The sequence below is a fragment of the Luoshenia tenuis genome, from assembly GCF_014384745.1.
Classification (GTDB): Bacteria; Bacillota; Clostridia; order Christensenellales.
On the sequence record NZ_JACRSO010000001.1, the window covers coordinates 60,034 to 73,027 of the forward strand.

The 12,994-nt window shown below is 59.2% G+C and carries 9 protein-coding genes; 4 read left to right on the forward strand and 5 right to left on the reverse strand.

The window, feature by feature from the left end; translation table 11 throughout:
- Positions 1 to 4 precede the first annotated feature (4 nt).
- Both H8699_RS00305 and H8699_RS00310 read left to right on the forward strand, forming a co-directional pair.
- Positions 5 to 1,138 carry a glycerate kinase gene (locus H8699_RS00305; RefSeq protein ID WP_249283961.1) on the forward strand — a complete coding sequence of 378 codons (1,134 nt, stop codon included), beginning with the start codon at positions 5 to 7 and terminating at the stop codon, positions 1,136 to 1,138.
- A 12-nt stretch (positions 1,139 to 1,150) separates the two neighbouring features.
- Positions 1,151 to 1,903 (forward strand): sugar phosphate isomerase/epimerase family protein, encoded by a 753-nt coding sequence (locus H8699_RS00310; protein WP_249283962.1) that lies wholly within the window; start codon positions 1,151 to 1,153, stop codon positions 1,901 to 1,903.
- 97 nt (positions 1,904 to 2,000) lie between these two features.
- On the opposite strand, the gene ftsH is transcribed toward H8699_RS00310, so the two are convergent.
- The 5 genes from ftsH to H8699_RS00335 form a co-directional block, all read right to left on the reverse strand.
- Positions 2,001 to 3,992 carry an ATP-dependent zinc metalloprotease FtsH gene (ftsH, locus tag H8699_RS00315; RefSeq protein WP_283244106.1) on the reverse strand — a complete coding sequence of 664 codons (1,992 nt, stop codon included), beginning with the start codon at positions 3,990 to 3,992 and terminating at the stop codon, positions 2,001 to 2,003.
- A gap of 121 nt (positions 3,993 to 4,113) precedes the next feature.
- Positions 4,114 to 4,647 (reverse strand): hypoxanthine phosphoribosyltransferase, encoded by a 534-nt coding sequence (gene hpt / locus H8699_RS00320; protein WP_249283963.1) that lies wholly within the window; start codon positions 4,645 to 4,647, stop codon positions 4,114 to 4,116.
- 46 nt (positions 4,648 to 4,693) lie between these two features.
- Entirely contained in the window at positions 4,694 to 6,091 is a 1,398-nt protein-coding gene (gene tilS, locus H8699_RS00325) for a tRNA lysidine(34) synthetase TilS (RefSeq protein ID WP_249283964.1), read from the reverse strand.
- A gap of 155 nt (positions 6,092 to 6,246) precedes the next feature.
- Entirely contained in the window at positions 6,247 to 8,592 is a 2,346-nt protein-coding gene (gene spoIIE / locus H8699_RS00330; RefSeq protein ID WP_249283965.1) for a stage II sporulation protein E, read from the reverse strand.
- Positions 8,593 to 8,762: 170 nt separating this feature from the next.
- Positions 8,763 to 9,317: a flavodoxin family protein gene (locus tag H8699_RS00335; RefSeq protein WP_249283966.1), complete on the reverse strand. Its 555-nt coding sequence runs from the start codon at positions 9,315 to 9,317 to the stop codon at positions 8,763 to 8,765.
- A gap of 287 nt (positions 9,318 to 9,604) precedes the next feature.
- Here H8699_RS00335 and H8699_RS00340 point away from each other — a divergent pair, with 287 nt between their 5' ends.
- Positions 9,605 to 11,212, forward strand: a complete 1,608-nt coding sequence (locus H8699_RS00340; RefSeq protein WP_249283967.1) for a CTP synthase — start codon at positions 9,605 to 9,607, stop codon at positions 11,210 to 11,212.
- A gap of 6 nt (positions 11,213 to 11,218) precedes the next feature.
- Positions 11,219 to 12,754, forward strand: coding sequence for a glutamine-hydrolyzing GMP synthase (gene guaA, locus H8699_RS00345; protein WP_283244120.1), 1,536 nt, complete (start codon positions 11,219 to 11,221; stop codon positions 12,752 to 12,754).
- Positions 12,755 to 12,994 lie beyond the last annotated feature (240 nt).

Sequence of the window (12,994 nt, forward strand, 5' to 3'; positions counted from 1 at the left end):
GATTATGCGTATTGTTGCCGCTCCCGATTCGTTTAAGGGGAGCTTATCCGCCCTGGAGGCCGCCAGAGCCATTGAGGCTGGGCTGACCGAGGCGATACCCGGTTGCCAGGTGCAAAAGATCCCCATGGCCGACGGCGGCGAAGGCTTTGTAGAGGCGCTGCTGACCGCAGCCGGCGGAGAGCTGATCTCCGTGGAGGCGACCGGGCCTTTGGGCGCGCGGGTAAACGCCTTTTACGGCATGCTGCCCGACGGGGAAACCGCGGTGATCGAGATGGCCGCGGCCTCCGGGCTGCCGCTTGTGGCCCATCACCAGCGCGACCCGCTGCGCGCCACCACCCTGGGGACGGGGGAATTGATGCGCCACGCGCTGGAGCGCGGCGCCAAACATTTAATCATCGGCATTGGCGGTTCGGCCACTAACGACGGCGGCGCGGGCATGGCGCAGGCGTTGGGTGCCAAACTGCTGGATGAAAAGGGGCGTCCGCTCCCGCCCGGGGGTGCGGCGCTAAGTGATCTAGCGCGAATTGATTGTTCGGGGCTGATCCCGCAGCTGCGCCAGGCTACGATCTCCGTTGCCTGCGACGTGACCAATCCTCTGTGCGGCCCCTCTGGCGCATCCGCCGTCTACGGGCCGCAAAAGGGTGCGGATGAGCGTATGATCGCCCAGCTGGATCGGGCCTTGGCGCATTATGCCGGCGTGCTGAAGTGCGAGCTTGGCATCGACGTACGCGAGATCCCCGGTTCCGGCGCGGCGGGCGGCCTTGGCGCCGGGTTGATCGCCTTTTGCGGCGCCACTCTCGCGCCGGGTGCCGAGCTGATCATTGAGGCGACCCATATGGCCCAGTCCATCGCCAAGGCCGATCTGGTCATCACCGGCGAGGGGCGTACCGATGCCCAGACCCTTTTTGGCAAAGTGCCCTACGCCGTTGCCCAGTGCGCGCGCCCCTATGGGGTGCCGGTCGTGGTACTATCCGGCGGGCTGGCGCCGGGGTATGAAAATCTGTATGACGAAGGCATCACCGCCGTTTTTTCCACCGTAAGCGGCCCCATGCCTTTAAAGGCCGCTATGGAGGACGCACAGGAACTGATGCGCCAGGCGGCATACAATATCGGCAGGCTTTGGGCCTGCCGCAAATAGGAGGTTGTGTCGATGAATAAATTGGCCTTGCAACTTTATTCCCTGCGGGAATACACGCCGGACGACCTGCGCGGCGTGTTGAAGAAAACCGCACAGATGGGCTATGACGCCGTAGAATTCGCAGGGCTATTTGGCGAAGACCCAGCCGCCCTGCGCGCCTATATGGATGAGCTCAACCTAGGCACCATGAGCTTTCATGTAGGTCTTAAGGCCCTACAGGAGGATCTGGACGCCCAGATCGCCGCAGCTAAGGCATTGGGCGGGCAGTACATTGCCTGCCCGGCGCTGCCCCAGCGGGATACCGCCACGGTGGAGGACTATAAAAACGCAGCCCGTTTCTTTACCCAGGTGGGGCAAAAATGCCGTGATAACGGACTGCAATTTGCCTTTCACAACCACCAGTGGGAATTTACCGATCTTGGCGGTGTAACGGGGATGGATATTCTACTGGAGAATACCCTTCCCGAGTTCTGCCAGGTAGAGCTGGATACCGCCTGGTGCGATTACGCCAAGTACGGCACGCTCAACTTCATGCGCAAATACGCCGGGCGCGTGCCCCTGCTGCACATCAAAGATATGCACGCCTTTGGCGAGGAGGACGACTGCACCATCGGGCAGGGGGCCATGGACTTTGCGCCTATTTTGCAGCTGGCTAAAGCCCAGGGCGTGGATTGGTATATCGTCGAGCAGGAATATTTTGATTACGACCCTTTCCAGTCTTTGAAAGATGGGGTCGACTACCTGCGTCCGTTACTGGAGGACTGATAAGGGCGCAAAATCCTGCAACCCCTTTTCCTTTTAACACGATGAGAAATAAAAAAGCGTGGAACTTTTCGTTCCACGCTTTTTTATTTTCTGTTACTTATTCGCCCGCCTCGGGCATGCCGCCGTTCACATCCGGCGCCTTGCCCTCCTCAGCGCTGGGCAGTTCGCCCGCTTCAGGCGCTTGATCCACCAGTTCTTTTTCGCCGGACTGATCGCCGCTGGGCAACAGTTCGCCCACCCACAGCGCCTCAAACATAGCCCGGTCCAGCTTTTCGTGCTCGATCAGCGCGCTTACGATGCGCTCCAAACGGTCACGGTTGGCGTTGATGACCTCCTCAGCCTTGGCATATCCCTTTTCCAGGATATCGCGCATCTCCTTGTCGATCTTGGCCGCCACCGCCTCGCTGTACTTATGCTGGGGCGAAAAGTCGCGGCCCAGGAAAACCTCGTGCCCATTGTCGCTTAAATACACCGGGCCGATGGCATCGCTCATGCCGTATTCAGTCACCATCTTGCGGGCAATATCGGTAGCGTGCTGCAGGTCGCTGGTGGCGCCGGTGGATACATCGTCGAAGATCAGCTTCTCTGCCGCGTTGCCGCCCATCGCCATGGCGATCAGGTCCAGCAGCTTACCCTTGCTGATATAGCTGGTATCCTCATCCGGCAAGGTCTGGGTATAGCCGCCCGCCATGCCGCGGGGGATGATGGAAACCTCGTGCACCGGGTCGCAGTTGGGCAGGGCCCGGGCCACTACGGCGTGGCCCGCCTCATGATAAGCCACCAGCTTTTTGTCCTTGGGGATGACCACGCGGCTGCGTTTTTCCGGCCCCATGGATACCCGGCTGATCGCCTCTTTCACTTCATCCATGCCGATCTCTTTTTTATGCCGCCGCGCCGCCAGGATGGCCGCCTCGTTGAGCACGTTCTCCAGATCCGCGCCGGTAAAATAAGGGGTCAGCCGCGCCAGGGTGGGCAGGTCCACATCGCTGGCCAGGGGCTTGCCGCGCATATGCACTTTGAGGATCTCCTCACGCCCCTTGACGTCCGGATAGTTCACATAGATCTGCCGGTCGAAACGGCCGGGGCGCAACAGCGCCGGATCCAAAATATCCGCGCGGTTGGTGGCCGCCAGGATAATAATGCCCTCGTTCACCGCAAAGCCATCCATCTCAACGAGCAGCTGGTTGAGCGTCTGCTCGCGTTCATCATGTCCGCCGCCCAGTCCGGCGCCGCGCTGGCGGCCCACCGCGTCGATCTCATCGATAAATACGATACAGGGCAGATTCTTCTTAGCCTCGTTAAAGAGGTCGCGCACGCGCGAGGCGCCCACGCCCACAAACATCTCCACAAAGTCGGAACCGCTGATGGAGAAAAACGGCACGCCCGCCTCCCCGGCAACGGCCTTGGCCAACAGCGTTTTACCCGTGCCCGGAGGGCCCACCAGCAACACGCCCTTGGGGATACGCGCCCCCAGTTCCATGAAGATCTTGGGGTTCTTGAGGAATTCAACGATCTCTACCAGTTCCTCTTTCTCCTCTTCCTCCCCCGCAACATCTTGGAAGGTGACCCGTTTTTTATCCTCGGGCGTTTGCAGCCTGGCCCGGCTTTTGCCAAAGCTCATGGCACTGTTGCCGCCCGCATTTTGCTGGCGCATGATAAAGAACCACAGCAGCCCAAACAGCGCCGCCATCACGATATACGGCAGCAGCATGGACCAGATCGAAGGCTCCGGCGTGGGTAAAATATCGATGGTGAACCCTACTGCGGAAGGATCGTTGGCGTCCCCGCCCTTAATAGCGGATACATGCTCGAAGAACAGATCCCGATTGGGAATCATGGTCTTAAAGTCATAGCTATTGGGGAAATCGGCCTCACGAATCTTCGATTCTTTATAAAGGCCCACCAGCGTGTTATCCACGATGGCTACCTTGGCGATCTTATCCTCCTTGACCAGCTCTAGAAATTCGGTATTGTAGTTGAGCTCATCCGTCTGCGTATTGAAACTGAAGCTACCAAACAGCGTAGACATCAGTACGATGACCAAAATCAGCAGGACAAAAAATCCTGGTCCACGGATAATTTTTTTCAATCCCTTGCCTCCTCACCAGGGCCGAAGCCCTACTTTAACAATCTATTTAACCTTATACGCATTCGCTAGGCTTTATCCAAAGAATTTTAGCATAATCTAGGGATTCGCGCAAGCATTCCGCCTATGCATCCGGGTTTAATATCCCGATATCGGGAAGGTTTCTAAAGTACTCCGCATAATCCAGCCCATATCCCACCACAAAGGCATCCGGAATTTGGAATCCGCAGTAGTCCGGCACCAGGTCGCACTTGCGCCGCTCGGGCTTGTCCAGCAGGCAGCAGACCTTCAGCGAGCGAACCTGCCGGCTGATCAGGTATTCCTTCAGGTACTGCAGGGTCAGTCCGCTGTCGATAATGTCCTCTACGATCAAAACGTCCACCCCTTCACAGGAGTGGTCCAGGTCCTTATTGATCTTGACGATCCCCGAGGAGACCGTACCCGCTCCGTAACTGGAGACCGACATAAAGTCCATTTTCACCGGCAGGTCGATGCTCCGGCACAGGTCCGAATAAAACACGATGGCACCTTTTAGGATGCCCACGATCAACAGATCGCGTCCGCGGTAATCTTCGGTAATTTTGCGTCCCAGCTCCGCCACGCGCGTGGCGATCTCGTCTTTGGTGATGAGAATCTGCTCTACCTTGCCCTTAACCATTGTTTAATCCTCCGCCCTATTATTGACCGTTTATCGTAATTTTTTATCATTCATCCGTTATTTCCAAGCATAGGTAACTGTAGCTGCCCGGAGTAATCCTGGCCCAATGGGCCGGCATGTGCCCCGCTACCGCGGCAATGCCCCTATCGCAGATCAAAAGCGGCAGCGCATCCCGCCGCAGCTGCGGCACCTTCCAGTGGATCAGCACATCCTTTAGCCGCTGCGGGCCCGGCCCGCCCAACATGTGGAACCGGTCGCCCGGCCTGCGCGTGCGTATGTACGCCTCCCCCGAAAGAGCCTGGGCATCCAGATAGAGCCTGCCCGGGGCCTGCGTACGCCAATCTCCGGGCAATTGATCCAGGTATCGCCAGCGCAGTGCGCCGCCACCCTCCAACAGGACGCTTCCCTCGCCCGTTCGGCCGATAGGCGCGCGCAATACAGCCTTTTCATGTCCCGCCGCCGCAAAGAGCAGATATCCACAGGAAACCTGGGCCGCCACATTCCCCGGTAGGGTAAACGTTCCGCCTTCGCCCTTTAGCGCCTGCATCAGCCTTTCCACATGCTCAAAATCCATTTGCGCGCCGGCCTGCTGCCCCAGGCGGTAGATTGCCCTGCGGCATAGCGCCGGATGCGCGCCGGCCAGGGGCCGTGCCCGCCAGGCGTTGTATCGCGGGGCGTAGGCCTTTTGCAGTAAAGCCCCTACCGCCCGCTCAAGATAGTCCGATTCCGCCTGCAATATGCTGGCCTGCCTGCCCAGCGCCCGTTCCAGCTGCGGGTTATAGGTCTGCAGCACGGGCACCAGCTGGTTGCGTATGCGGTTACGCAACACATCGTCGCTGGCGTTGCTCTCATCCCTGCGATAGGCCAAACTGCGCTGGCCGCAATAATCCAGAATATCCTGGCGCGTACATTCCAGCAGCGGCCGCACCAGCGCGCAGCCTTTCCCTTCGGGAAGCCCCGGGCCGCTGCGCCGCACCGGCGCCATGCCGCCCAGCGCCCCTGTGCCGCCGCCCCGCAGCAGCCGCATCAGCATCGTTTCAGCCTGGTCGCCGGCATGGTGCCCCAAAGCCAGAAAACCGGCGCCGCGCGCCCGCATGCAGTCCTCAAAAAAAGCATACCGCATCTGGCGGGCCGCTGCCTCGGTAGAGCAGCCCTTTTCCCTGGCAAAGGCCGCCACATCGCCCGAGGCCATCTGGCAGGGGATGCCCCGCGCCGCGCAAAAAGCGGCGACAAAGGCGGCGTCTGCCCGGCTGGCCTCGCCGCGCAGCCCGTGCTCAAAGTGCGCCGCGCACAAAGAAAAGCCCTGTTCCTCTTTCAACTGCAACAGGGCATCTAAAAGCGCCATCGAATCCGGCCCGCCGGATACGCCGCACACCACAGCGGATAATCGCGATACCCCCGCAGACACCAGGGCCTTGCGGGCGGCAGATAATACGCTAGACATCTTTGGTTTCCCCATCTGGAGTGATATTCCTATTGTATCGGTTTTAATCCCGTCTTTCAAGCATCCCCAGCTTTGAAACGCATGAATTAACAAAAAATACACAAACGGGCGGTAATTTACCGCCCGTTTGTGCCTGTACTGCTCCTTTTCCCGGGTTATGATGCCATCGGCTCGTATACCCTGCCGATCAGCACCGTCATATCGTCGGCCGCCTGCCCGCCGGATTGGCGCAGCACCTCGTGGATCACCATCTCTGCCATCTGTTTAGGCGTCCCTTCCAGATTATATAGCAGCGCCGCCAACAGCCGCTTCATATTCTCCTCGCCGATGCCGTCTACCACCCCGTCGCTCATCATGATGACCATGTCGCCCGGCTCCAGCTTTTTGCGGATATATCCCGGCTGCACCTCCTCCAACATCCCTAAGGGCAGCGCCCCGCAGGAGATCTTTTCCACCGTATCGCCCCGCAAAATAAAGGTGGGGGCCGCGCTGACCTTGATCATCTCCGCCTCGCCGGCCGCAAGGTCTATGGTGCACCAGTCCACCGTAGCGAACCGGTCCCCGCCCGAGCGCATCAAAAGCAGCCGGTTGACCGTACGCAGGATCAGCTCTTGCGACATCCCGGCCCGCTGCATCTCTTTAACCAGCGTCACCGCCGCGCTGCTCTCCTGGGCGGCGCGCTCCCCGCTGCCCATGCCGTCAGACAGGGTCATCAGGTAGTTGCCGTCCGCCAGCTGTTGAAAGGCGTAGCTGTCTCCGCAGACCTCCTGACCGGACTGGGGCAGGCTGGCCGCCCCGGTCTGCACCGCCATCCCTTCCGCCTCGATAAAGCGCTTGCGGCAGATCCCCTGCTCGTGTCCGTTGCAGCCCTGGGTGGCGCAGCGCATGGGGCTTTGTAGCACATTGCTAAGGCCCCGGGCCACCTTGCCGATACAACTGCCCTTGCCGCCGCAGGCGGCAAAGGCGATATTGACCTCCCATCGCTCGTCTATCTGGCAGGCGGAGACCTGTTTCACCTCGATGCCGCACCGGTCCATCTCCTCCAATATCGCCTGCTCGGTAGCCGCGTCATAGGTGATGGGCACCTGCAGCTCCTCTGTCAGCTCCGCAAGCCGTTGGGAAACGCCTTCCAACTGCTCCCCCAGCACGCGGCGGCTATCGTCCACCCGGCTTTGCCAGCTCTTGCGCTCCTGATAACCCTGAAGCGCCTGGGTCATGGCGCGTAGCAGCGCATCCAAGCGCATGCAGCGCCGGGCCGTCATCTCGGGCAGGTCGCTCTTTTTCAGCCGTTCCGCCTTGTTGCGCACCATCAGGTCGTAAAACATGGCGTAGGTCTTATTATAATCCCGCTTCCAGCAGGCTGCGCGCAGCGCGCAGTCGTTACAGGTCCTGCGGGCGACCTGCTGCATCAGCGCGGTCACCTCGCCTTCGGCTGGGTTCCCGCTGTCGGGCAGGCCCAAAAAGGCGTCCGCCATGTGGGCGAGCATCAGCGCGTTCTGGTCCAGCTGCTCTACAGCATAGCCCCGCACCCGCTCCAAGTAGGCGTCGGTCTCAGGGGTGGTCGCCTTGGAAAGTTCCATGATCTTGCCAAAGACTTTTTTGGGGACGAGCATGAAGATCACGCCGGCCGTCAGGCTATCTACCAGTGGCAGGATGACGGTAACCGATCCATTCACCACCAGCGTAGCGATGGCGTTGGCCAGAATAAAGCCCAGCGCCACCCCCGGGCGGCCCAGGCGCCGCAGCGCACCGCAGATCATGCCGCATAGGCCTAAGTTGCCCATGATAAATGGCTGGATGTTATCCCCCCGTACCAGCGCCATGGCGAGCCCGATGACGATGCCGGTAGCCCCGCCCGCGCCGGAACCGGCGATATAGCCCGTACCCATGACCAACAAAAAGGCCAGTATCTGCGCCGGCCGAAAGGGACCGATGGCAAGCCCCATGCCGCCCATGACCACCGCGGCAGCCAACAGGGCCATGCAGGTCCATTCCTCCCCCGTCAGCAGCCTGCGGCTGCCCGCCTCGCGTATCCGCTCCAGGGCTACGGCGAATACCGGCACCATCACCGCTGTGACCCCGGCGCTGGCCACCCACATCAGCCAATCGTACAGCACATTTGAACCCCGCGCCGCCTGGGCGCCCGCGCTGGCCACCACGCAGATCCCCACCATCAGCCAGGGCGTTTGCTTGATCTTGGTCTTTTGGATCAGCGCCCATCCCAGGTAGACCAGCGCCATGGCCGCGATATCCTGCAAGGCCCTGCCGTCCGCAACGCCTATGGTCAGCCGGCCGACGATCGCGCCGATCAGAAGGCTGAGCGCGTTTCCCCCGGATAGCAGGGAGGCCCCAACGCCCGCAACGCCCAGCGGCGCATAAGCGCCAAACATCTGCACCCGGGCCATCAGCAGCCCTGCTGCGCCCCAGCCTATCATCTCCAGATTTCTGCTCATCACAAACGAGCGGATCCGCATTTTCTTTGCCCGCGCCTGCATTCCCATATTTGTAACCTCTCCCCCCAAAGTCAATAACCTGCCCTGAGCTTACCATTCCTCCTTTGCGAAAACTGTCTAAGTAGCAAAGCAGCGGTATAAAATACCACTTTTCTGCATAAGCTAATCGTTAAAGCCAAAGCGCCGGAGTTTCCTCCGGCGCTTTGGTGCAATGCTTTTTAGTCCGCCAAATGCCTTCCGTCTTCATAGGCGCGCTGCATCAGTTCCGCGTCGTTTTCCACCGGCTCGCGCCCGGTCTTGACGATAACGTCCTTGAGCACCATGTTGCGGCGCTCAAAATCGCTCAGGAACCAGTTTATTACCTCTTGATACTCCTCCGCCTCCGTACGGCCCTGGGAAAATACGCCGATCACCTTGATGCCCGGCTTTACCCGGACGTTCCAATCCTTATCCAACAGGCAATAGTGCCGGTTCATGTAGCTGACCATCGGCCCGCAAATGCCGCTGGCATAGATCGGCGCCCCCAGGATCAGCGCATCCGCCTTGTGCAACTGCGCCCAGTAGGGCTGCAGATCGTCGCGGATAATACAGTCCCGTCCCGGGCCCTCCTTCTTACAGGCATAGCAGGCCTGGCAGCCCTTCAAATTCATATCCTGCAAAAAATAAGTCGTGCAAGTATGCCCGGCTTCCTTTGCGCCGCGGATGATCTCATCGATCAGCTTATTGCTATCGCCGTTTTTGCGCGGGCTGCCCTTGATTGCAATGATCTCCATAATCTTCCCCCTATTCGGTTTTGCTCCAAACGTTTCTTCGTAAAGAATGTTTAAAAATGAAATGGTTACATTATTAATTATAGCAATCCGCCATCGCAGTTACAACCGCTCCCGCCGGCAAATACAAAAAAATGTAGACCGGCACAATTTTTTTACGCTATGCGGGCCATATTCCCTTGACAGGAAATCCCCGATTTCGCTAATATAAAGTTTGTTATTTTGCATGCGAATGTCAAAAAAGTGTACTTGAGAATGGATTGCTAGATGAGAAGAAAGCGGGTGGATGGATGGCAACTAAATTTATCTTTGTTACAGGCGGTGTGACCTCATCGCTGGGAAAGGGGCTATTGGCTGCCTCGTTAGCGCGGCTTTTGCGCTGCCGGGGGCTCAAGGTATCGATCATGAAACTGGACCCTTACCTGAATACCGACCCTGGAACCATGAATCCCTACCAACATGGCGAGGTCTACGTTACCGACGACGGCGCCGAAACCGACTTGGACCTGGGTCACTACGAGCGCTTTGCCGATGTCCCCCTCACCCGCGCACACAGCGTGACCACCGGGCGCATTTACCAAGCCCTCTTTGAGCACGAGCGCAAGGGCGAATTTATGGGGCAGACCATCCAGGTGCTGCCGCATGTGACAGACGAGATCAAAAACAGCGTGCTGGACGCCAGCCGCAAAAGTCAGGCTGATGTGCAGCTGGTGGAGATCGGCGGTACCATCGGCGATATCGAATCCGTCCCCTATCAGGAGGCCATCCGCCAGTTCCAGTGGGATGTAGGCCGGGAGAACTGTCTCTACATCCATTTAACGCTTTTACCCTATCTCCCCATGTCCGATGAGCTCAAGACCAAACCCACCCAGCACAGCGTGCGCCAGCTCATGAGCATGGGCATCCAGCCCGAGATCTTGGTCTGCCGCTCCAGTTTCCCGATTCCGGACGATCAGCGGCGCAAGATCTCGCTTTTTTGTAATGTGCCGGTGGATCATGTGGTGGACAGCCTGGACGCTTCCACGATCTATGAGGTGCCCCTGCTGCTGGCCGAGCAGAATCTGGATGGGTTGGTTTGCCAGCACTTCGGCCTGCAGACCCCGCCGCCCGACCTTGCCGCCTGGCGGGAGATCGTCGCGCACATCAAAAACCCCAAGCGCACGGTGACCATCGCGCTGGTGGGCAAGTATGTAGAGCTGCACGACGCGTACCTTTCTATTAAAGAATCCCTGACCCACGCCAGCGCCTACCATCAGGCCAAGCTGGAGATCCAGTGGATCCAATCCGAAAATATCACCCCCGAGAACGTGGCCGAAACCTTGAAGGACGCCGATGGCATCCTGGTACCCGGCGGGTTTGGCAACCGCGGGCTGGAGGGCAAGATCTTGGCCATACAGTATGCCCGCGAGAGAGGCGTCCCCTTCCTTGGCATCTGCCTGGGGATGCAGATGGCGGTGATCGAGTTTGCCCGCAACGTGCTGGGGCTGACGGGCGCCCACAGCTCTGAGGCCGATCCGGAAACACCCTACCCGGTGATCGACCTGATGCCCGAGCAGGCGGATGTGACCCAACTGGGCGGTACCATGCGCCTGGGCGGGTACGATTGTCACCTTATCGCGGGTACCAAGGCCCGCGCCGCCTACGGACAGGATGATATCCGCGAGCGCCACCGCCACCGCTATGAATTTAACAACGATTATCGGGAGCAGTTCGAGGCGGGCGGCATGCGCATCTCGGGCGTCAATCCCGGCCGGAACCTGGTGGAGATCGTGGAGCTGCCATCTCACCCCTGGTTTGTAGCGGCGCAATTCCATCCCGAATTTTTATCCCGACCCAACCGCCCCCATCCCCTCTTTCGGGATTTTGTAGGCGCATCGCTCAACCGGGAAGACCAATAAAGGGGGCTGTATATGGAACGCATTATTTTAATCGACTTTGGCGGCCAGTATACCCAGCTGATCGCCCGCCGTGTGCGCGAGGCACAGGTCTATTGTGAGATCCTGCCCTATAGCACGCCTCTGGCCCAGCTGGAGGGGGCGGATGTCAAAGGCTATATTCTGGCCGGCGGCCCGGCCAGCGTGTACGAGGCGGGCGCACCCCGCTGTGACGCTGGCGTGCTGGCCTTGGGCAAACCGGTGCTGGGCATCTGCTATGGCGCCCAGCTTATGGCCCAACTATTGGGCGGTCAGGTCGCCCATGCGGAAAGCGGCGAGTACGGCGGGGTCGCCATTACACTGGAAGCCGGCGACCCGCTCTTTAACGGTTTGGAAGCCCAGGCCACCTGTTGGATGAGCCATAACGACCGCATCGGTCAGCTGCCGGAGGGGTTCCACGCTACCGCCCATACGGCGCACTGTCCCGTGGGCGCCATGGCCTGTCCGGAAAAGAAGCTCTTTGCCGTACAGTTCCACCCCGAGGTGCGGCACACACCCTTTGGGCAGGATATGCTCAAAAATTATCTGTACGATATCTGCGGCTGCTCCGGCGATTGGGTGGTCTCCGGCCTCGTGGAAAGCATGATCGCCGACATCCGCAAAACCGTAGGCAAGGGCCGGGTAATCAGCGGCCTTTCCGGCGGCGTGGATTCCGCCGTGGCCTCTACCCTGGTGCACCGCGCCGTGGGCGATCAGCTCACCTGCGTATTTGTGGACCATGGCCTGCTGCGGCTGAATGAGGCCGAAGAGGTGCTGCGCGTCTTTCGGGATGAGATGGGACTGAACGTGGTCTATGTGGATGCTAAAGACCGGTTTTTGAGCAAATTGGCCGGCGTCACCGAGCCGGAGCGCAAGCGTAAGATCATCGGCGAGGAGTTCATCCGCGTATTTGAAGAGGAAGCCGCCAAGATCGGCGACTCTGATTTTTTGGTCCAGGGCACGATCTATCCGGATGTGGTGGAAAGCGGCGTAGGCAACGCCCAGGTCATCAAGTCCCACCACAATGTAGGTGGGCTGCCCAAGGACATCAAGTTCCGCACCGTTATCGAGCCGCTGCGCAGCCTGTTTAAAGACGAGGTGCGCGCGCTGGGGTTGGAGCTGGGGATCGATGAAAAAGCGGTCTGGCGTCAGCCCTTCCCAGGGCCAGGGCTTGCGATCCGCATCCTTGGCGATATCACGCAGGAAAAGCTGGATATCCTGCGCCACAGCGATGCGATTTTGCGCGAAGAGATCGCCCTGGCAGGGCTGGACCGAGAGATCTGGCAGTACTTTACCGTATTTACCGGCATGCGTACCGTGGGCGTAATGGGCGATGGACGCACCTACGATTATATCATCGGCGTGCGCGCCGTGACCTCGTCGGATGCCATGACCGTGGAGTTTGCCGAAATTCCCTACCCCGTGATGCGCAGGATCTCCAACCGCATCATCAACGAGGTCTCCCACGTCAACCGCGTGGTGTACGACATCACCTCAAAACCCCCGGGCACGATTGAGTGGGAGTGAAAGACTCCCGTAGCGATGCGGGTTTTCGGGTTCTTTGTGTATTGGAAAGTCAATGCTTTTAGACGAAAATAGGTGGCCATCATGACCACCTATTTTTTGTTTTAGGAGGTGGCTTTCCCGGTGGAAAAGCGGAAATCAGAGCCAACGGTAAAGAAGTAAACCTCTTGTTATGGGATAGGGCTGTGAAGGCATTTATAATACCTAAATTGCCCTGTTAACCGCAATATCTGTTTTTTTATG

What these genes read in the sequence shown, in the direction of transcription:
- spoIIE (WP_249283965.1), bottom strand. Translation starts at nt 8,592, where the DNA reads ATGGGAATGCAGGCGCGGGCAAAGAAAATGCGGATCCGCTCGTTTGTG.
- H8699_RS00305 (WP_249283961.1), top strand. Translation starts at nt 5, where the DNA reads ATGCGTATTGTTGCCGCTCCCGATTCGTTTAAGGGGAGCTTATCCGCC.
- hpt (WP_249283963.1), bottom strand. Translation starts at nt 4,647, where the DNA reads ATGGTTAAGGGCAAGGTAGAGCAGATTCTCATCACCAAAGACGAGATC.
- H8699_RS00310 (WP_249283962.1), top strand. Translation starts at nt 1,151, where the DNA reads ATGAATAAATTGGCCTTGCAACTTTATTCCCTGCGGGAATACACGCCG.
- H8699_RS00340 (WP_249283967.1), top strand. Translation starts at nt 9,605, where the DNA reads ATGGCAACTAAATTTATCTTTGTTACAGGCGGTGTGACCTCATCGCTG.
- tilS (WP_249283964.1), bottom strand. Translation starts at nt 6,091, where the DNA reads ATGTCTAGCGTATTATCTGCCGCCCGCAAGGCCCTGGTGTCTGCGGGG.
- H8699_RS00335 (WP_249283966.1), bottom strand. Translation starts at nt 9,317, where the DNA reads ATGGAGATCATTGCAATCAAGGGCAGCCCGCGCAAAAACGGCGATAGC.